Origin of the sequence: Aurantimonas sp. Leaf443, from assembly GCF_001425575.1 — a bacterium.
Lineage (GTDB): Bacteria > Pseudomonadota > Alphaproteobacteria > Rhizobiales > Rhizobiaceae > Leaf443.
In genome coordinates, this window is the sequence record NZ_LMRD01000001.1 from 93,588 (window position 1) to 113,897 (window position 20,310).

Consider the following 20,310-nt stretch of genomic DNA (forward strand, 5'->3'; position numbering starts at 1 on the left):
GACGGTGCGGCGCCCCTCCGTCAGAGGCGCGAGCTGCTCCGGGCGCCGGAGGAGCGCGCGTCCACCGAATAGGCGCCGGGGCCGGCCGCGGCGAGCACGAGATAGCCGCCGGCAAGGCCGACATTCTTCAGAAGCGTGGTCATCTGGTCGGGCGCCATATGCGCGATGACGCCGGTCGCGATGCAGAAGGCGGCGAGCGCGTAGCCGGCGATCGTCGTCTTGAAGCCGACGAGGACGGCAAGGCCGCCGGCGAGCTCGAACAGGCCGACGAGATAGGCCATGGCGAGCGGGGCGGGGAAGCCCAGCACGCCGAGATAGCCGGCGAAGCCCTCCGCGCCGGTGAGCTTTCCGAAGCCGCCGACGAGGAAGATGATGGAGAGAAGGATGCGGCCGACGAGGAGGACGGTCGAGTTCACGGCAAGGCTCCGGGGATCGAGGAGGAGGGCGGGGCCGGTCTGGCCCCTTGCGGTCCTGACGCTCTTGAACCCCAGCGCGGGCCGGGCGACCAGCCGCCTCGGCCGCAACTCTATGTTCACTTTCTCGCGCCCAATCCCCCGATTGGTCGGATTTCTCTTTCCAATCAGGGGCGTGCGCGAGCGTCGGTGCGGCAGTCCGGGGATCAGCCCGGACGCGTCATCGCGGCGGGATCCACGATACGGTCGTAATCCGCCTCGCTGACGAGGCCCGTGGCGAGCGCCTCTTCCTTCAGTGTGGTGCCGTTCTTGTGCGCGGTCTTGGCGATCTTGGCGGCATTGTCGTAGCCGATCGTCGGCGCGAGCGCGGTGACGAGCATCAGCGAGCGGTTCAGCGCGGCCTTGATATTGTCCTCGCGGGCCTCGATGCCGGTCACGCAATTGTCGGTGAAGGAGACGGAAGCGTCGGCGAGGAGGCGCACCGACTGCAGGAAGTTGTAGGCCATCACCGGGTTGAAGACGTTCAGCTCGAAATGGCCCTGGCTGCCGGCGAAGGTGAGCGCGGCGTGGTTGCCGAAGACCTGCACGCAGACCTGCGTCAGCGCCTCGCACTGCGTCGGGTTCACCTTGCCCGGCATGATCGAGGAGCCCGGCTCGTTCTCCGGCAGCTGCAGCTCTCCGAGGCCCGAGCGCGGGCCCGAGCCGAGGAAGCGGATGTCGTTGGCGATCTTGAACAGCGAGGCGGCGACGGTGTTGATGGCGCCGTGGCTGAACACCATCGCGTCGTGGGCGGCCAGCGCCTCGAACTTGTTGGGGGCGGAGGTGAAGGGCAGGCCGGTGATCTCGGCGATGCGGCTCGCCACGCCTTCGGCGAAGCCGATGGGCGCGTTCAGGCCGGTGCCGACCGCCGTGCCGCCCTGCGCGAGCTGCATCAGCGCCGGCAGGGTCATCTCGATGCGGGCGATGCCGTTCTCGACCTGCTTGGCATAGCCGGAGAATTCCTGGCCGAGGGTGAGGGGCGTGGCGTCCTGCGTGTGCGTGCGGCCGATCTTGATGATCGGCTCGAAGGCTTTCGCCTTCTCGTCCAGCGCGGCATGCAGGTGCTTGAGCGCCGGCACGAGCCGGTGCACCAGCTCCTCGGCGCAGGCGATGTGCATGGCCGTCGGATAGGTGTCGTTCGACGACTGGCTCATGTTGACGTGGTCGTTCGGGTGGACGGGCGTCTTGGAGCCCATCTCGCCGCCCATCATCTCGATCGCCCGGTTCGAGATCACCTCGTTGGCGTTCATGTTGGACTGCGTGCCCGAGCCCGTCTGCCAGACGACGAGCGGGAAGTGCTCGTTCAGCTTGCCGTCGATCACCTCCTGCGCGGCCGAGACGATCGCCTCGGCGAGCTTGGCGTCCAGCCGGTCGAGCGAGCGGTTGGTCTCGGCGGCGGCGCGCTTTACGATGCCGAGCGCGCGCACGATGGGCAGGGGCTGCTTCTCCCAGCCGATCTTGAAGTTGCCGAGCGAGCGCTGCGCCTGGGCGCCCCAGTACCTGTCGGATTCCACCTCGATCGGGCCGAACGTGTCGGTCTCGCGCCGTGTGCTCATCTTTCGCGTGCCCCTTCGTCTTCGCCAGGCGTCTGGCCTCGCCGCACCCTTAAGCGCGCGGGCGCCGGACCGGAAGGGGCGGCGTGGGGCTAAAATCGGTTGAAGCCGGCCGGGCGCTCAGGGCTTGCGGCGGTAGACGTGCTCGGGGCCGGGAAACGCGCGCGAGCGCACCGCGCCGGCATAGTCGGCGACCGCCCGATCCGCGGCCTCGCCGAGAGCGCCGAACTTCCGCACGAAGCGCGGGACGCGTTCGTTGAAGCCGAGCATGTCCTCCAGGACGAGGATCTGGCCGTCGCAGGCGCTGGAGGCGCCGATGCCGATCGTCGGCACCTTGCACCGCGCGGTGATGGCGACCGCCAGCGGCTCGACGACGCCTTCGAGCACCACCGCGAAGGCTCCCGCCTCCTCCACCGCCGCCGCGTCCGCCGCGATGGACGAGAATGCCGCCTCGTCGTGGCCCTGGCTGCGGAAGCCGCCGAGCGCCATCACCGCCTGCGGCGTCAGGCCGACATGGGCCATCACCGGAATGCCGCGCGCGGCGAGGAAGGCGATCGTCGGCGCCATCCTGCGCCCGCCCTCGAGCTTCACGGCCGAGCAGCCCGTCTCGGCCATCACCCGCGCGGCGCTGGCGAAGGCGGTCTGCGGCGAGGCCTCGTAGGAGCCGAAGGGCAGGTCCACCGTCACCAGCGCGCGGCTCGAGCCGCGCACCGCGCTCGCCCCGTGCAGGATCATCATCTCCAGCGTCGCGCCGAGCGTCGTCTCCAGCCCGTGCTCGACCATCGCCACGCTGTCGCCGACGAGGATGATGTCGGCATGGGGATCGACGAGCCGGGCGGTGAGGGCGCTGTAGGCGGTGAGCGCGACGAGCGGCGCGCCGCCCTTGGCGGCGGCGATCTCCGGCGCCGTGCGGCGCTTCAGGCAGATTTCGGCGCTCATGCCGGGCTCTCCACGGGCGCGGCGATCTCGCGCTGGTCGATGAGGAGGACGGCGCCGAAATGGGCCGTCACCAGGATCACGGCCGGCCGCTTGCCGAGCGTCTCGACGGGTGCAAGGCTCGCCGCGTCGCAGATGTCGAGGGACTGCAGACGGCAGCGCGGCTCGCGGGCGAGATGGGCCTTCATCGCCTGCACCAGCCGCCCGGCGTCGCGCTCGCCGGCGGCGACGCGCGCCTGCGCGAGCGCCAGCGCCTGCGGGATCGCGACCGCCGCGGCCCGGTCCTGCGGCGTCAGCTTCGCGTTGCGCGAGGAGGCGGCCAGCCCGTCGGCCTCGCGCACCGTCGGAACGCTGACGATCTCCACGTCGAAGGAGAGGTCGGCGACCATGCGCCGGACGATGGCAAGCTGCTGGAAATCCTTCTCGCCGAAGAAGGCGCGGTCCGGCTGGACGATGTTGAGGAGCTTGGCGACGACGGTCGCCACACCCCGGAAATGCCCCGGCCGGTGGCGGCCGATGAGGATGTCCGACAAGGAGGCGACCTCGACATGGGTCTCGATCGGGGTCTGATACATGGCCGACACGTCCGGCGCGAAGACCGCGTCGACGCCGTGGGCGCGGCAGAGGTCGAGATCGGCGGGCAGGTCGCGGGGATAGGTCGCCAGATCCTCGTTCGGTCCGAACTGCGTGGGGTTCACGAAGATCGAGACGACCACGCGGTCGCAAGCCGCGCGCGCGCGGTCGACGAGCGCCATGTGGCCGGCATGCAGATATCCCATCGTCGGCACGAGGCCGATGCTGCGCCCCGCGCGCCGCTCCGGCGACAGCGCCGCCCGCAGTTCCGCGATGCTCTCGAAGACGTCCAAGGTCCTGCCTCCCAAGCGGGGGCCCGCGCGGGCGCCCGTCCGGGCACGGCTGATAGCATCGCTGAGCCCCCTGCGTCAGGCCCCCCGCGCTCATCCGGCGAGACGGCGCCCTCCCGCCGGAAGGCGAACGGGGCGGGCCGGCAGAGCGGCCCGCCCCGTTCGAAGGGCGGTCATCGGCAGGGGAGGGTCCAATACCGCGGCGCGTTTGAAATGGCCCCGCTTGGCCGTTTCCGCGCGGCGGCGGCCCGCGCGGAGATCGGGCGTCTTCCAGCACCGCATGGAATGACCCCGAAGGGTCAGTTCATGGGCGGGCCGGCCTCACTCGCCGGGGCAATGGGCGCCGGTGGCGGCCCAGGCCTTGTAGAGCTCGCCGAACTCGGCCTGCGTGCCCGGTGCCGGCTCGCGGCCCTTGCCGGGAGTCCAGCCCCAGCCCACGAGGTCGTCGGCGGCCATGTGCTCCACGAGCGCGGCGAGGTCCTTCCCGCCGTTGCGGTTCACGTCCTTGATCTGCACGCAGATCTCGGCGAGCGTCTTGCCTTCCCAGGCCATCTCGATGGGCGCGAGATGCCAGTTCGGATTGCCGGGGACGGACTGCAGCCCCTCCGCCTGCGCCACGACCTCGACATTGGCCGGGCCGTGGCAGGTGTTGCACTGCATGCCCGGCGCGCCGAAATTGGCCTCGCCCCGCACCACGGGCGGCTGATGCGGCTTCATGTCCATGTTCTGCAGCGGCGCGTTGCCGGCCGGATGGCAGTTCACGCAGCGCGGATGCAGGAGCACCTTGCCGGTCTCCTCGAAGATCGCGATGGAACGCGCCTTCTCGTCGGCGATGCCGTCGAAGGCGGAGACGGGCTGGAGCTGGGCCGGCGCGGGCGCGGCGGGCTGCGCCACGGGGGTCGAGGGCGCGGGGGCCTCGGGCGCCTTGTCCTGGGCGGTCGCGGGTGCGCCGAGGAACAGGAGGGCGAGCGCGGCGGCGAGCGCCGCGCGGGCGGGGCGGTGCCGCGTGGGGAGGGTTCTCGAAGTCACTGGTCTGTCCCGTTTCAGGCCGTCAGGGCGCCGACGATCGGCAGGCGTCGCACCGGTGCTCCGGAGAGCCGGCGCCAGGCATTGGCGACCGCCGGGCCGACGGGCGGAACGCCCGGCTCGCCGACGCCGGTCGGCGCTTCCGTGGACTTGACGATCGCCACCTCCACCTGCGGCATCTCGTTGATGCGCAGCGAGCGGTAGTCGTGGAAGTTCGACTGCACGACCTTGCCGCCCTCGCCGAGATCGATCGCGTCGAAGAGCACGGCGCCGAGCCCGTAGCCGATGCCGCCCTCCATCTGCGCCCGGATGACGTTCGGGTTCACCGCGACGCCGCAGTCCACCGCGCACCAGACCTTGTGGACGCGCGGGGCGCCCGCCTCGTTGATCGAGACCTCGGCGATCTCGGCGACATAGGTGCCGAAGCTCTTGTGCACGGCGACGCCGCGCTGGCGGCCTTCGGGCAGAGGCTCGCCCCATTTGGCAAGCTCGGCCACCGCCTTCAGGACGCCGACATGGCGCGGGCTCTCCTGGAGGAGCGCGAGGCGCCCCTCGACCGGATCCTTGCCGGCCTTCTCCAGGAGTTCGTCGAGGAAGGTCTCCACCGCGAAGGCCGTGTGCGTGTGGCCGACCGAGCGCCACCACAGGATCGGCACCGGAAGCTTGGTCTGGTGCGCCTGGACGCGCAGGTTCGGCAGCGCGTAGGGCAGGTCCGAGACGCCCTCGACCACGGTGTCGTCGAGCTCCTCCTTGCCCATAATCGACTGACCGGCGATCCGGTGGTCCCAGGCCGCGATCTGGCCGTCGGCCCCGAGCGCGCCCTTGATCGAATGCACGTAGATCGGCCGGTAGTAGCCGCCACGCACGTCGTCCTCGCGCGTCCACAGGTGCTTGACGGGCCGCGTCATGCCCGAGGCTTTGAACACCTCGGCGGCCTCGCGCATGTAGGGCGAGCCGAACTGCGCGCGGCGCCCGAAGGAGCCGCCGGCGAGCTGCGTGGAGACGCGCACCTTCGCGGGATCGACGCCGCAGACCTCGGCGATGGCCGCCTTGTCCTGGCCGGGGAACTGCGAGCCGTTGTAGCAGTCGATCGAGCCGTCCTCGGCGCGCACGAGCACCGCGTCGAGCGGCTCCATCGGCGCGTGGGCGAGGAAGGGGAAGACCATCTCCGATTCGAGGCGCGTGATGCCCTCGGCCGAGAAGGCCCCGTCCACGTCGCCGCGATTGGCCGCCTCGATCCCGTTGCGGTCGAAGAGGGCGCGGTAGTCCTGGTAGATCTGGTCGCTCGAGCGCTTCTCGGCCGCGTCGAGATTCCAGTCGATGACGAGAGCCGCGCGGCCCTTGAGCGCCGCGAAGGTGGTCTCGGCGTAGACCGCCACGCCCTGCGGCACCTGCTTCACGTCGACGACGCCCGGCACCTGACGCGCGGCGCTGTCGTCGAAGCTCGCCACCCGCGCGCCGAAATGGGCGGGATGGGCGACCATGGCCACCAGCATGTTCGGCGCGGTGACGTCGATGGTGAAGACGGCCGTGCCGTTCGTCTTGGCCGGCGTGTCGAGCTTGGGCCGGTCGGTGCCGATGAGGACGAAATCCTTCGGGTCCTTCAGCGGCGGGTTCTCGGGCGCCGGCATCGCGGCGGCCTTCTCGGCGAAGGCGCCGAAGCCGCTTTCGCGCGAGGAGGCGGCATGGGCGATGCGCCCCTTCGCCACGGCGATCTCTCCGGCCGGGACGCCCCATTCGGCCGCGGCCGCGGCGACCAGCATGGCGCGCGCCGTCGCGCCCGCCTTGCGCATCTGCTCGTAGGAATTGGCGATGGCCGTCGAGCCGCCCGTGCCCTGCAGTCCGAAGGCGAGATTCTTGTAGACGGCGTCGTCGGCGGGCGCGTGCGCGGCGCGCATCTGGCTCCAGTCGGCGTCCATCTCCTCGGCGACGAGCGTGGCAAGGCCCGTGAACGGGCCCTGGCCGAACTCGATATGCTTGGAGAGGATGGTCACCGTGTCGTCGGGCGCCACGTGAACGAAGGCGTTCAGCGCGCGGGCCTCGGGCGGCCCGCCGGCCTGCGTGCCCTTGGAAATGGCTGCGGCGAAGGCGCGGGGGCTGAGCGCCACGCCGATGACGAGACCGGCGCCGCCCAAGAAGGCACGGCGCGTGGACCGGATGTCGTGGATGCCCATCGGTCAGCCCTCCAGCGTCTTGGCGGCGTCGTGGATCGCCTGCCGGATGCGTTGATAGGTGGCGCAGCGGCAGATGTTGCCGGCCATGGCGCCGTCGATGTCGCCGTCCGACGGGGCGGGGATCGTCTGCAGGAGCGAGACCGCCGACATGACCTGGCCGGACTGGCAGTAGCCGCATTGCGGCACGTCGATCGCCGTCCAGGCCGCCTGGACGGCCTTGGCCTCGGGACCGTCGAGCCCCTCGATCGTGACGACCTCGGAGCCTTCGATCGAGGAGATGGGGGTGACGCAGGAGCGGCGCGTCGTGCCGTCGAGATGCACCGTGCAGGCGCCGCACTGGGCGATGCCGCAGCCGTATTTCGTGCCCGTCAGGCCTTCGCTTTCGCGGATCACCCAGAGAAGCGGCGTGTCGGGATCGCCGTCGAAGGTCTTTTCGACGCCGTTGAGAATGTAGCGGACCAAGGAACGTCTCCTTCGCAGAAGGTCGCGTCCCCACGGCACGGGCAAGCCCTGGCACGGCGCGGCACGCGAGACTGGATTGGTTCCAAGGTAGACCCGCGGGCGCAAAGGGCAACCGCTATTGTCCGTCCGCCTGACGAAAGAGCCCGTGCGGGCGCGCCGCGGGCCCGGTTCGGGTCGAAGCGCCGCACCCGCGGGCGGAGCGTCCCCGTCATGAAAACGGCCGCCCCGGAGTTCGGAGCGGCCGTCCTGGCGATTGCGGGGTACCGCGATCAGTTCAGCGTGTCGCGGACCGCGTCCTTCATCTTGCCGGCGTTCTTCTCGATCTTGCCCTCGACCTGATCGGCGCGCCCTTCGGCGGCGAGGCGATCGTTGCCGACGAGCTTGCCCGCCGCTTCCTTGAGCTTGCCGCCGAGTTCCTTGGCGCCGCCCGTCACTTCGTGCTTGTCAACCATGCTGGCCTCCATCGGTTCTGCGGGACGAAGCGTCCCTTCGGCCTCGAGAATGCCCGGACGCCGCGCTTGTTCCCGCGGGGAGACTCGAGGCGCCATGGCGGCGGCGCGGGCCCTTGGACGACCCGGCCCCGGAACGCAGGAGGCCCGGCGGATGTCTCCGCCGGGCCTCGCTTCCGATCGATGGCGGTGGGGGCCTTCGGCCTTCCCGGACCCTTGGCGGGTCTTAGAAGTCCATGCCGCCCATGCCGCCCATGCCGCCGCCGGGCATGGAGGGCGCGCCGCCGTCCTTCTTCGGGGCTTCCGAGATCATGGCCTCGGTGGTCACGAGCAGGCCGGCGACGGAGGCCGCGTCCTGCAGGGCCGAGCGCACGACCTTGACCGGATCGACGATGCCCATCTGGATCATGTCGCCGTACTCACCGGTCTGGGCGTTGTAGCCGAAGGTGACCGAGGCGTTCTCGAGGATCTTGCCGACGATGATGGAGCCTTCGGCGCCGGCATTCGTCACGATCTGGCGAAGCGGGGCCTGGAGCGCACGGCGGACGATGGTGACGCCGGCTTCCTGGTCCTGATTCTCGCCCTTGATCGTCAGGGCGTTGGAGGCGCGCAGGAGAGCGACGCCGCCGCCGGGAACGATGCCTTCTTCGACGGCCGCACGGGTCGCGTTGAGGGCGTCGTCGACGCGGTCCTTCTTCTCCTTGACCTCGACCTCGGTCGCGCCGCCGACGCGGATGACCGCGACGCCGCCGGCGAGCTTGGCCAGGCGCTCCTGGAGCTTCTCACGGTCGTAGTCCGAGGTGGTCTCCTCGATCTGGCCCTTGATCTGGCCGACGCGGGCCTGGATCTGCGCGGACTCGCCGGCACCGTCCACGATCGTGGTGTTCTCCTTGGTGATGGAGACCTTCTTGGCGCGGCCGAGCATGTCGAGCGTGACGTTCTCGAGCTTGATGCCGAGATCCTCGGAGATCACCTGGCCGCCCGTGAGCGTGGCGATGTCCTCGAGCATGGCCTTGCGGCGATCGCCGAAGCCGGGCGCCTTGACGGCGGCGATCTTCAGGCCGCCACGCAGCTTGTTGACGACGAGCGTGGCGAGAGCCTCGCCCTCGACGTCCTCGGCGATGATGACGAGGGGACGCGAGGACTGCACGACGGCCTCGAGCACCGGCAGCATGGCCTGGAGGTTCGAGAGCTTCTTCTCGTGCAGGAGGATGTAGGCGTCCTCGAGCTCGGCGACCATCTTCTCGGCGTTGGTCACGAAGTAGGGCGAGAGGTAGCCGCGGTCGAACTGCATGCCCTCGACGACCTCGAGTTCGGTCTCGGCGGTCTTGGCTTCCTCGACGGTGATGACGCCCTCGTTGCCGACCTTCTGCATCGCCGAGGCGATCATCTGGCCGATTTCCTTCTCGCCGTTCGCCGAGATCGTGCCGACCTGGGCGACTTCGTCCGAGGTCTCGATCTTGCGGGCGGAGGAGAGGAGGCTCTCGACGACCTTGGCGACGGCCATGTCGATGCCGCGCTTGACGTCCATCGGGTTCATGCCGGCGGCAACCGCCTTGCCGCCCTCGCGGACGATCGCCTGGGCGAGAACGGTCGCGGTGGTGGTGCCGTCACCGGCCTTGTCGTTGGTCTTCGAGGCCACTTCGCGCACCATCTGGGCGCCCATGTTCTCGAACTTGTCCTCGAGCTCGATCTCCTTGGCGACGGAGACGCCGTCCTTGGTGATGCGGGGCGCGCCGAACGACTTGTCGATGACGACGTTGCGGCCCTTGGGGCCGAGCGTCACCTTGACGGCGTCCGCGAGGATGTCGACGCCGCGCAGCATGCGCTCGCGGGCGTCACGGCCGAACTTTACTTCCTTGGCTGCCATGGTCTTTATCTCCTGTGCGCGCCGAAGGCGGCCGCGCCACTGGTGAAAGGGGGAAAGGGTCTGGAAATCGAGGGGATGCGGCCGGTCAGCCGACGATGCCCATGATGTCCGACTCCTTCATGATGATGAGGTCCTCGCCGCCGAGCTTGACCTCGGTGCCGGACCACTTGCCGAACAGGACGCGGTCGCCGGCCTTGACTTCCAGCGGGTTGATCTTGCCGGTCTCGTCGCGGGCGCCCGCGCCGACGGCGACGATCTCGCCTTCCTGGGGCTTCTCCTTGGCCGTGTCCGGGATGATGATGCCGCCGGCGGTCTTGGCCTCGGACTCCACCCGGCGCACCACGACGCGGTCGTGCAGGGGACGGAAGTTCACAGCTGCCATGGTCGTCGAACCCTTTAAATCTGGTCGATGAAGAGGACGGGCCCTCGAGCGGCACCCATCCGGGATGAGGCTTGGCACTCCCCGATGGAGAGTGCTAACAGCCGGGCAGATAGGCCATGCTGCGGCGTCTTGTCAAGGTCGGCGCAAGCCTGCGAGGGGCGCGGCGCGAGAATTCCGCCATCGTCCCGGGCCCCGGGGGGAGACGAAGGACCGGCGCAGCCCGCCCGCCGGCCGCCCGTCGCGCCGGCGTGGCAGCACGCCCGCCTTGACCCGTCGCGGACCCGCCTCTATCGCCACCCCCGTGGCTTTTCATAGCGATGGCGGACCTTCGATGACCCATGCCGACGACAGACCGGTCTCGAAGATCGCGTCCCTCTCCGACGTCGCGGGAGAGTATCCGGTCGTCTTCTGCGACGTCTGGGGCGTCGTCCACAACGGCGTCGAGATGCATCCGGCCGCCCATGCCGCGCTCGCGGCGGCGCGCCGCGCCGGTTCGCGCGTCGTCCTCCTCACCAACTCGCCCCGCCCGGGCGCGGGCGTGCGCGCCCAGCTCGACGCCCTCGGTTTCACCGACGAGGCCTATGACGAGATCGTCACTTCCGGCGACGTGACCCGCGCGCTCATCGAGGAGGCGCCCGGCCGCGTCTTCCATATCGGCCCGGCGCGCGACGTCGACATCTTCGCCGGCCTTCCCGTCGAGCGCGTGGCGGAGGCGCAGGCCGAGGTCGTGGTGGCGACGGGCCTCTTCGACGACGAGCGCGAGACGCCGGCCGACTATGCGCAGCTCCTGGCGCGCCTTGCCGAACGCGGCCTGCCGCTGATCTGCGCCAATCCCGACATCGTCGTCCATCGCGGCGACCGGCTGATCTTCTGCGCCGGCGCGCTCGCCCGCGACTACGAGACCATCGGCGGCCCGGTGCGCCTTGCCGGCAAGCCGCATCTGCCGATCTACGAGCATGCCGCCCGGCGCATCGGGCTCGCCGCGGGCGAGAGGCTGCTCGCCATCGGCGACGGGCTCCTGACCGACATTGCCGGCGCCAACGCCTACGGCGCCGACGCGCTCCTCATCGTCGCGGGCATCCACGGCGACGAGTTCGGCGGCCCCGAGGCCTCGCCCGAGGCAGTCGCGCGCGTCCTGTCCGAGCGCCGCCTTTCCGCCCGCTTCTGCATGGCGGCGCTTCGATGAGCCACGCGCCCCTGCGGCGGATCGCGGGCGTTCGCGCCGTGCCCGGCGAGGATCGCGGCGCGGTCGTGGCCGTCGGCAATTTCGACGGGGTGCATCGCGGCCACCAGGCGGTGCTGGACGTGGCGCGCGCCGCCGCCGAGGCGAGCGGCCGGCCGCTCGTCTGCCTCACCTTCGAGCCGCATCCGCGCTCGGTCTTCCGGCCCGACCACCCGGTGGCGCGCCTGACCCCGGCGCCGATGAAGGCGCGCATCCTGGCGGCCCTCGGCTTCGACGCCGTGGTCGAGCAGCCCTTCGACCGCGCCTTCGCCAGCCAGGCGCCGGAGGCCTTCGTCGAGACCGCGCTGATCGAGAGCCTCGCCGTCTCGCATGTCGTGGCCGGCTTCGACTTCCACTACGGCGCCCGGCGCACCGGCACGCCGGCGACGCTCGCGGAGGCGGGCGCGCGGCACGGCTTCGCCGTCACCATCGTCGAGGCTTATCGCGACGAGGGCGATGTCAGCATCTCCTCGAGCCGCATCCGCGCGCTCCTGCGTGCCGGCGACGCGCCGGGCGCGGCCGCGCTCCTGGGCTACCGCTGGTGCTTTTCCGGCCCCGTCGTGCACGGCGCCAAGCTCGGCCGCACGCTCGGCTATCCCACCGCCAATCTCGTCTTGTCGCCCGACGACCTCCTCGCCCACGGCATCTACGCCGTCCGCGTGCGACGGGCCGACGGCAGCCTCTTCGACGGCGTGGCGAGCTACGGCCGGCGTCCGACCTTCGACAACGGCGCCGCGCTCTTCGAGACCTTCCTCTTCGACTTCTCGGGCGATCTCTATGGCGAGGAGATCGCGATCTCCCTCGTGGCGCGCCTGCGCGGCGAGGAGCGCTTCGAGACCGTGGAGGCGCTCGTCGCGCGCATGGATATCGACGCGGCGCAAGCGCGCGCCTGCCTCTCCGGTCTGACGCCGCTGTCGCCCCTGGACGCGCGGCTGACATTCTGAGAGTTGGCGGCTTCGGCAAGCCCCCCTCATCGCCCCGCCGGGCAGGTCTCCCGCCGGCGGCAAGGTGGCGCGACGCCGGCCGACGTCCGTCTTCCCCTGTCGCGCCCGACTTGCTAAAGCCCGGGCCATGCCGGTTTCCATCGCTCGACGTCGATCGCGAATTCCAAGCCCGGCCCTCTGAACGGCCCGACGGCCTGCGAGGGTCCGGGACGCCATGCGAAACCGCCGCCCCATCCGACCTTTCGGCCGGGCGCCTTCGAGGCGCCGGCCCGACGAACTGGCCAGCCTTCATGAGCGACACCGCCGAGACGACGCAAGCAACGGTCCCGGACTATTCCGCGACCCTCTTCCTGCCCCAGACCGAGTTTCCCATGCGCGCGGGCCTGCCGCAGAAGGAGCCGGAATGGCTTCAGCGCTGGGAGGCGATGGACCTCTACGGCAAGCTGCGCGCCGATGCCGCCGGTCGGCCGAAATACGTCCTCCATGACGGGCCGCCCTATGCCAACGGCAACCTGCATATCGGCCACGCGCTCAACAAGATCCTGAAGGACGTCATCACCCGCTCCTTCCAGATGCGCGGGCGCGACGCCAATTACGTGCCGGGCTGGGACTGCCACGGCCTGCCGATCGAGTGGAAGATCGAGGAGGAGAACTACCGCTCCAAGGGCAAGCCCAAGCCCGATCTCCTCGATTCCGCCGCCATGATCGCCTTCCGCCAGGAATGCCGGGCCTATGCCACGCACTGGGTGGGCGTGCAGTCGGCCGAGTTCCGGCGCCTCGGCGTCGAGGGCGACTTCAAGGACCCGTATCTGACCATGGCCTACGGGGCCGAGAGCGTCATCGCGGGCGAACTCCTGAAATTCGCGATGTCCGGCCAGCTCTATCGCGGGTCGAAGCCGGTCATGTGGTCGGTGGTCGAGAAGACCGCGCTCGCCGAGGCCGAGGTCGAATATGACGACTACGAGAGCGACACGGTCTGGGTGAAGTTTCCGGTCAAGGGTCACACGTCGGCAGTTACGAACGACCAGATCGACGTCGCCGCCTCGAACCACGATGTTGTCTTTGCCGGCCTCGCTGACGACCTCTTGAGCGCCTCCATCGTCATCTGGACGACGACGCCCTGGACCATGCCCGGCAACCGGGCCATCGCCTATTCCGATCGTGTCGCCTACGGCCTTTATCGCGTCACGGCCGCGGACGATACCGAGAATCCGCGCTGGGCACGACAGGGCGAGAAGCTGATCCTCGCCGACAAGCTCGCCGCCGACGTCTTCGCCAAGGCGCGCGTTCCGGACGGTGCATGGGAACGACTGCGCGACGTTCCGCCCTCGATCCTCGCCGGGATGCAGTGCGACCATCCCCTGAAAGGCCTCGCCGGCGGTTACGAGTTCACAGTCCCGCTCCTCGAAGGCGAGCACGTCACGGACGATGCCGGCACCGGCTTCGTGCACACCGCGCCGTCCCACGGCCGCGAGGACTTCGACGTCTGGACCGCCACGACGCGCGCGCTGCGCGAGCGCGGCATCGACACCGCCATCCCCTTCACCGTCGACGACGACGGCTTCTACACCAAGGACGCGCCGGGCTTCGGGCCGGATGCCGAGGGCGGGCCGGCGCGCGTCATCGACGACAAGGGCAAGAAGGGCGACGCCAACAAGCGCGTCATCGAGGCGCTGATCGCGCGCGGCAATCTCCTGGCGCGCGGCCGGCTGAAACATTCCTATCCCCATTCCTGGCGCTCCAAGAAGCCGGTCATCTTCCGCAACACGCCGCAATGGTTCGTCCACATGGACAAGGAGCTCGACGGTTCCGGCCTGCGCGAGCAGGCCCTGAGCGAGGGGGCGGACACGCTGCGCGCCCGCGCGCTGCGCGCCATCGAGGAGACGCGCTTCGTGCCCGCCAGCGGGCAGAACCGCCTGCGCGGCATGATCGCCGACCGGCCGGACTGGGTGCTCTCGCGCCAGCGCGCCTGGGGCGTGCCGATCTGCGTCTTCGTGGACGCGGACGGAGAGGTCCTGAAGGACGAGGCGGTGAACGCGCGCATTCTCGAGGCCTTCGCCAAGGAGGGCGCCGACGCCTGGTTCGCGGAAGGCGCCAAGGAGCGCTTCCTCGGCAACGCGCACGACGCCGCGCGCTGGACCATGGTGCGCGACATTCTCGACGTCTGGTTCGATTCGGGGAGCACCCACGCCTTCTGCCTGGAGAAGCGGCCGGACCTCAAATGGCCCGCCGACCTCTATCTCGAGGGCTCCGACCAGCATCGCGGCTGGTTCCACTCCTCGCTGCTGGAATCCTGCGGCACGCGCGGGCGCGCGCCCTACGACGCGGTGCTGACGCACGGCTTCGTCATGGACGAGGAGGGGCGCAAGATGTCGAAGTCGCTCGGCAACGTCGTCACCCCGCAGGAAGTCATCAAGCAGTCGGGCGCCGACATCCTGCGGCTCTGGGTGGTCTCGTCGGACTATTCGGAGGACCTGCGCCTCGGCAAGACGATCCTGCAGACCAATGTCGACAGCTACCGCAAGCTGCGCAACACGCTGCGCTGGATGCTCGGCACGCTCGCCCACGACACGGGCGAGCGCATGGACGTGGCCGAGATGCCCGAGCTGGAGCGGCTGATGCTGCACCGGCTGTCCGAACTGGAGGAGATCGTCCAGCGCGGCTACGACGCGTTCGACTTCAAGCGCATCGCCCGCGCGCTGCTCGATTTCGTGGTGGTGGAGCTCTCCGCCTTCTATTTCGACATCCGCAAGGACGCGCTCTACTGCGACCCGATCTCCTCCACGCGCCGCAGGGCCGCGCTGCAGACGGTGGCGATCCTCTTCGACCGGCTGGTGACGTGGATGGCGCCGATGCTGCCCTTCACGATGGAAGAGGCCTGGCTGGAGCGCCATCCGCAGTCCGTCTCGGTGCATCTCGAACAGTTCCGCCCGGCCGAGCCCGGCTGGCGCGACGAGGCGCTCGGCCAGCGCTGGCAGGCGCTGCGGCGCGTGCGGCGCGTCGTCATGGGCGCGCTGGAGGAGAAGCGGCGCGACAAGACGATCGGCTCCTCGCTGGAGGCGGCGCCCACCGTCCATATCGAGGACGAGGCGCTGCGCGCGCTCGCCGCGTCGGTGGATTTCGCCGAGATCGCCATCACCTCCGCGGCGACGATCGCCGGCGGGCCGGCGCCCGACGGCGCCTTCCGCCTGCCGGACGTTTCGGGCGTCGCGGTCGTCTTCGCGAAGGCACAGGGGCGCAAATGCGCGCGCTCCTGGAAGATCGGCGCCGATGTCGGCTCCGATCCCGACTATCCGCATGTGACGCCGCGCGACGCGCAGGCGCTGCGCGAACTGGCCGCGGCCGGGCGCCTGCCGGCCGCGTGAGGCGAGGGCGGCGGCGCCCTGGCGCCGCCGCCTGCCGCGGGCCTTGCTTGCGGGCGGGCCCCGCCCGCCTTAAGACTGCGGGCCTTGCAATTTCGCCGGAATTGCCTGTCAGGCGGGTCCGGGCCGGCGCTTGCGCCGGCATGCTGCCATGGAACGGTCAGGGGGCCGCAGAGATGAGTTCGAACTTCGCCCGCCTCCTCGTGGGCGCGACGCTTCTGGCGGCGCCGCTGGTCCTGTCCGGCTGCCTCGGGCCGACCTACGGCACCGGCAAGTCGCAGGGCGAGACCCTTTTTGACGATATCGACGGGCTCGTCTCGCTCGGCGGATCGCGCGCGCAGGCGATCGACTACAAGCCGCGCCCCGGTCTGGTGAAGCCCGAGAACACCTCCGTCCTGCCGCCGCCGCAGACGCGCGTCGCCGGCGCCGAGGGCAACTGGCCGGAATCGCCCGAGCAGCGCTCGGCCCGCATCCGCGCCTCCGCCTATCAGGCCGAGGACGGCGAGCTCGTCTCGTCCGAATTCGCCACCAAGCGCAAGGAAGGCGCCCGCAACGGCACGGACCTGAATCGCCTGGGCTCCAACGCCTTCACCACCGCGCGCGACAGCGACCCGCTCTCGCCGAGCGAGCTGCGCTCGCGCAAGGACCTCTACGCCCAGCGCCTGCAGGCCTCCAAGCAGGGCAGCCCGCAGCAGCGCGCCTATCTCTCCGAGCCGCCGCTGGCCTATCGCCAGCCCGCCGCCAGCGCCCCCGTCGGCGTGCAGGGCGAGGACGAGAGCGTGAAGGAGCGCCGCATCCGCAACGACACGGAAGAAGGGCTCGGCACCAAGCTGCGCAACCTCCTGCCGTTCTGAGGCGGGCGCGCGATCAGGCCTCGCGCCGGTCTCGGAAGAATTCGCGCAGGATGCGCGCGGCCGGCGTCTCGGCGATGCCCGAATAGACCTCCGGCGCATGGTGGCAGGTGGGCTGGGCGAAGAAGCGACCGCCGCTCTCCACCGCCCCGCCCTTGGGATCCTGGGCGCCGTAATAGAGCCGGCGGATGCGCGCGAAGGAGATGGCCCCGGCGCACATGGCGCAGGGCTCCAGCGTCACGTAGAGGTCGCAGCCGACGAGCCGCTCCGAGGCGAGCGCCGTGCCCGCCCGCCGGATCGCCAGCACCTCGGCATGGGCCGTCGGGTCGAACAGCGCCCGCGTCTCGTTGCCCGCCGCGGCGACGATCGCCCCGTCCCGGACGACGACCGCGCCGACCGGCGTCTCGCCGCGCGCGGCGGCGGCCTCGGCCTCCCGCAGGGCGGCGTCCATGAAATTTCCGGGCAGGCGCATCTTATCTCCCAGCCGGCGACCTGTTACAGGAACCGTTCCGTCCCCAAGCACGGCCGCTTTCGCGCGGGGTCCCGCCTTTGCCGGGCACGCGCCGCGCTGTCGTCCGTCCGGGGCCATTGAATTGTCACGTCACGCGGGCGGGGCGCGTCGAGGATCCGTGTCGATCCGCCGCGCCGCCGCAGCGAAAGGTTTTTCGAGATGAGCGATACGACGAAAGGCGGCGGCGGAAAAGGCCGCGGCGGGCAGGGCTTTGGCAAGGGCCGCGGCCCCGGCGGCGGCTCGCGCGGCGGTCCCGGCGGGCAGGGCCGGCCGGGCGGCAAGCCGCCTTTCGCCGGGCGTGGCGAATCCGCCGGCAAGGCCCCCAGCCGTCCCGGCCGCGCCGAGCGCGCAGGCCAGGCCCATCCCTCCGCCGGCAAGCCGCGCTTCGGCAAGCGCCCGGACGGCGCGCGCGCCGAGGGCGGCCGGTCCGATGGACCGGCGGGCGAGAAGCCGCGCTTCGGCAAGCCCGGCGGCTTTGCCGGCGACAAGCCGCGCTTCGACAAGCCGCGCGGCGAGCGCCCGGGCGGCGAACGTCCCCGCACCGATCGACCGCGCGGCGAGCGCCCGACCGGCGAGCGCCCGAAATTCGACCGGGCCCGGTCCGACCGCCCGGCCGGCGAGGCACCGCGCGCCGAGCGCCCCTATCGCGACGGCCCGCGCCCCGAGCGCGGCGAGGCCGGCCTAGAGACCCGCGAGCGCCGGGCCTTTCGCGCGCCGCGCGGCCGCGACGAGGCATCGCAGGAGGCCGCCCCGCGCGAGGCCCGCGCCGAGCGTGCGCCCCGGCCCGAACGGTCGGAGCGCCCGAACCGCGCCCATGAACGAACGCCCGACGGCGAGCGCCCGCGCGGCCGCGGCCGCCCCGAGGCGCCGCGCGATGTCGCGCCGGCGCGGGATGGAGAGGTGCCCCGCAAGGCTGAGGTTTCGGCCGCGCCGGAGACTGCGCCCGAGCCGAAGGTCGAGCGGGCCGCCTGGGCGCCGCAGCCGGCGAGCGAGCGCCCCGAGCGGCCGGCCCGCGCTCCCCGGCCCGCGCGCGCCGACGACGGCGAGACGCCCGCGCAGAAGCGCGAGTTCCGGCCGAAGAGCCGGGGCATGCTGAGCCATGGCGGCGCGCGCGACGGCGAGGGCGAGGCCCCGCGGCGCAGCACCGGCCGCCGCGAGCCCGACGGCGTCGTCACGCAGAAGCCCGACCGCCCCCGCCCGCCGCGCCGCGAGATGCGCGAGCCTGACGCCGGCGAGGAGAGCGCGCGCGGCGTCGAGACCATGCGCATCGCCAAGCGTCTGGCGCGGGCCGGCATCGCCTCGCGCCGCGAGGCCGAGGGCATGATCGCCGACGGGCGCATCGCGGTGAACGGCAAGGTGCTGGAAAGCCCGGCCCTCGACGTGACGGCCAAGGACCGCATCGAGATCGACGGCCAGCCGATCCCGGCCATCGAGCGCACCCGCCTCTGGCTCTTCCACAAGCCGGCCGGCACGGTGACGACGAACCACGATCCCGAAGGCCGCCCGACCGTCTTCGACCGCCTGCCCGAGGACATGCCGCGCGTCCTTTCGGTCGGCCGGCTCGACATCAACACCGAAGGCCTGCTGCTCCTGACCAATGACGGCGGGCTCGCGCGCATGCTGGAACTGCCGGCCACCGGCTGGCTGCGGCGCTACCGCGTGCGCGCCCATGGCGAGATCGACCAGGCCCGGCTCGACGAGCTGCGCCAGGGCATCGCGGTGGACGGCGTCTTCTACGGCGCCATCGAGGCGACGCTCGACCGCACGCAAGGGGCGAATGTCTGGCTTTCCATCGGCCTGCGCGAGGGCAAGAACCGCGAGGTCAAGCGCGTCCTCGGCCATCTCGGCCTCGAGGTCAACCGCCTCATCCGCCTCTCCTTCGGCCCGTTCCAGCTGGCCGATCTGGAGGAGGGGGCCGTGCGCGAGATCAAGGGCCGCACGCTGCGCGACCAGCTCGGCGAGCGGCTGATCGAGGAATCGGGCGCCGATTTCGACGCACCGGTCGTCAACGCCTTCTCCAACAAGCCGGTCAAGGCCGAGCCGACGCCGGCGCTCGCCCCCAAGCCGCAGAAGCGCGGCGACTGGATCAGCGCCAGCGACACCGCGCCCAACCGCAAGCGCGCCCGCGAGGACAAGCGCGACGACGCGCTCGGCCGGCTCGACACGCGGCCCGGCCGCTCCGGCGGCGAGGGCCGCTCCTTCGGCGCGCGCCCTGAGCGCGAGGGCGGCTTCGACGGGCCAAAGAAGAGCTTCGGCGAGCGCAAGCCCTTCGGCGACAAGAAACCGTTCGGCGAGCGCAAGCCCTTCGGCGGGCGCGACGACAAGGCCGGCGGCCCGCCACGCGCCCCCGCCGCGCCGCGCCGCTCCGCCAATGTCTGGATGGCGCCGGGCGCCCGCCCGCGCAAGGCCGACGAAGGCGAGGCCGAGGGCGGCCGGCCGAGAGGCGAGGGCGGCTTCAAGCCCCGCTCCGAGGGCGGCGCCAAGCCCGGGTTCCAGGGTCCGAAGCGGCCGGTCTCGCCGGGCGGTCCCAAGCGCCCGCCGCGCGGCCGGGGTTGAGCGGCATGCGCATCGTCGGCGGCGAGTTCCGCGGCCGGGCGCTCGCCACGCCCGGCGGCGATGCGATCCGCCCGACCTCGGACCGCAATCGCGAGACGCTGTTCAACATGCTGAGCCACCGCGAGGGCTTCCGCCTTCCGGGCGTTCGCGTGCTCGATCTCTTCGCCGGCACGGGAGCGCTCGGGCTGGAGGCACTGTCGCGCGGCGCGAAGTTCTGCGTCTTCATCGAGGAGGGCGTCGAGGGGCGCGGCCTCATCCGGCGCAATGTCGAGACGTTCGGGCTGCAGGGCCGCACCAAGATCTTCCGGCGCGACGCGACGCGGCTCGGCGAGGTCGGCACGATGGAGCCCTTCGGGCTCATCCTCGCCGACCCGCCCTATGGCCGCAGCCTCGGCACGGCGGCGCTCGCCGCCGCCGCCGCCGGCGGATGGATGGCGCCCGGCGCGCTTCTCGTGCTCGAGGAGGCGCGCGGCGCGCCCTTCGAATGCCCGGCCGATCTGGTGCTGGAGGAGGAGCGGGCGCTCGGCGAGACGACGGTCCTGCGCTTCCTGCGCGCCGCCTGAGCGAATTTTCGGCGCAGGGTCGAAAGCGTCGTATCGCTGAAATGACGAAACCGTAAGTGGCCCGCGGGCGGGCGCTGCGTCATCATCCGCGTTCCAGTCGCGCTTCCGGCCTCGGTTCGCCCGAGAGCGGGGGC

The 20,310-nt window shown here is 71.3% G+C and carries 17 protein-coding genes; 6 read left to right on the top strand and 11 right to left on the bottom strand.

Annotated elements, in window-relative coordinates; all coding sequences use genetic code 11:
- Positions 1-20: 20 nt before the first annotated feature.
- The 10 genes from ASG48_RS00390 to groES form a co-directional block, all read right to left on the bottom strand.
- A complete protein-coding gene (locus tag ASG48_RS00390; RefSeq protein ID WP_348271107.1) occupies positions 21-536 on the bottom strand; it encodes a DoxX family protein in 516 nt (171 codons plus the stop codon).
- Between the two features lie 83 nt (positions 537-619).
- Positions 620-2,008, bottom strand: a complete 1,389-nt coding sequence (gene fumC / locus ASG48_RS00395; protein ID WP_055843765.1) for a class II fumarate hydratase — start codon at positions 2,006-2,008, stop codon at positions 620-622.
- A gap of 117 nt (positions 2,009-2,125) precedes the next feature.
- Positions 2,126-2,944: a 3-methyl-2-oxobutanoate hydroxymethyltransferase gene (gene panB, locus ASG48_RS00400; protein WP_055843767.1), complete on the bottom strand. Its 819-nt coding sequence runs from the start codon at positions 2,942-2,944 to the stop codon at positions 2,126-2,128.
- Positions 2,941-3,807, bottom strand: coding sequence for a pantoate--beta-alanine ligase (gene panC, locus ASG48_RS00405; protein ID WP_055843770.1), 867 nt, complete (start codon positions 3,805-3,807; stop codon positions 2,941-2,943). Before panC ends, panB begins: the two co-directional genes overlap by 4 nt.
- Positions 3,808-4,125: 318 nt before the next feature.
- A complete protein-coding gene (locus tag ASG48_RS00410; RefSeq protein ID WP_244486718.1) occupies positions 4,126-4,698 on the bottom strand; it encodes an Isoquinoline 1-oxidoreductase subunit in 573 nt (190 codons plus the stop codon).
- A gap of 149 nt (positions 4,699-4,847) precedes the next feature.
- On the bottom strand, positions 4,848-7,004 hold the full coding sequence (locus ASG48_RS00415) for a xanthine dehydrogenase family protein molybdopterin-binding subunit (RefSeq protein ID WP_055843771.1): 2,157 nt from the start codon (positions 7,002-7,004) through the stop codon (positions 4,848-4,850).
- A 3-nt stretch (positions 7,005-7,007) separates the two neighbouring features.
- Entirely contained in the window at positions 7,008-7,466 is a 459-nt protein-coding gene (locus tag ASG48_RS00420) for a (2Fe-2S)-binding protein (RefSeq protein WP_055843774.1), read from the bottom strand.
- A gap of 269 nt (positions 7,467-7,735) precedes the next feature.
- Positions 7,736-7,918: a CsbD family protein gene (locus ASG48_RS00425; protein ID WP_055845252.1), complete on the bottom strand. Its 183-nt coding sequence runs from the start codon at positions 7,916-7,918 to the stop codon at positions 7,736-7,738.
- Positions 7,919-8,141: 223 nt separating this feature from the next.
- A complete protein-coding gene (groL, locus tag ASG48_RS00430) occupies positions 8,142-9,785 on the bottom strand; it encodes a chaperonin GroEL (RefSeq protein ID WP_055843776.1) in 1,644 nt (547 codons plus the stop codon).
- An 85-nt stretch (positions 9,786-9,870) separates the two neighbouring features.
- A complete protein-coding gene (gene groES / locus ASG48_RS00435; RefSeq protein WP_055843777.1) occupies positions 9,871-10,167 on the bottom strand; it encodes a co-chaperone GroES in 297 nt (98 codons plus the stop codon).
- A gap of 331 nt (positions 10,168-10,498) precedes the next feature.
- Here groES and ASG48_RS00440 point away from each other — a divergent pair, with 331 nt between their 5' ends.
- The 4 genes from ASG48_RS00440 to ASG48_RS00455 all read left to right on the top strand — a co-directional run bounded on the left by ASG48_RS00440 (position 10,499) and on the right by ASG48_RS00455 (position 16,549).
- Entirely contained in the window at positions 10,499-11,353 is an 855-nt protein-coding gene (locus tag ASG48_RS00440) for a TIGR01459 family HAD-type hydrolase (protein ID WP_055843780.1), read from the top strand.
- Complete coding sequence (locus ASG48_RS00445; RefSeq protein WP_055843782.1) at positions 11,350-12,333, top strand: bifunctional riboflavin kinase/FAD synthetase; 984 nt, start codon at positions 11,350-11,352, stop codon at positions 12,331-12,333. The genes ASG48_RS00440 and ASG48_RS00445 overlap by 4 nt, the downstream gene beginning before the upstream one ends.
- Before the next feature lie 290 nt (positions 12,334-12,623).
- A complete protein-coding gene (gene ileS, locus ASG48_RS00450; RefSeq protein ID WP_055843784.1) occupies positions 12,624-15,698 on the top strand; it encodes an isoleucine--tRNA ligase in 3,075 nt (1,024 codons plus the stop codon).
- A 173-nt stretch (positions 15,699-15,871) separates the two neighbouring features.
- The gene (locus tag ASG48_RS00455) at positions 15,872-16,549 is read left to right on the top strand and encodes a hypothetical protein (protein ID WP_055843786.1); all 678 of its coding nucleotides are present in this window, start codon (positions 15,872-15,874) and stop codon (positions 16,547-16,549) included.
- A 13-nt stretch (positions 16,550-16,562) separates the two neighbouring features.
- Here the strand turns inward: ASG48_RS00455 and ASG48_RS00460 are convergent, their stop codons facing one another.
- Positions 16,563-17,018 carry a nucleoside deaminase gene (locus tag ASG48_RS00460; protein WP_082529144.1) on the bottom strand — a complete coding sequence of 152 codons (456 nt, stop codon included), beginning with the start codon at positions 17,016-17,018 and terminating at the stop codon, positions 16,563-16,565.
- 198 nt (positions 17,019-17,216) lie between these two features.
- Between ASG48_RS00460 and ASG48_RS18630 the strand changes: the two genes are divergently transcribed.
- Together ASG48_RS18630 and rsmD are read left to right on the top strand one after the other, a co-directional pair.
- Positions 17,217-19,613 (top strand): pseudouridine synthase, encoded by a 2,397-nt coding sequence (locus tag ASG48_RS18630; RefSeq protein ID WP_244486657.1) that lies wholly within the window; start codon positions 17,217-17,219, stop codon positions 19,611-19,613.
- Positions 19,614-19,618: 5 nt separating this feature from the next.
- Positions 19,619-20,176 (top strand): 16S rRNA (guanine(966)-N(2))-methyltransferase RsmD, encoded by a 558-nt coding sequence (rsmD, locus tag ASG48_RS00470; protein ID WP_055843787.1) that lies wholly within the window; start codon positions 19,619-19,621, stop codon positions 20,174-20,176.
- Positions 20,177-20,310: the final 134 nt, after the last annotated feature.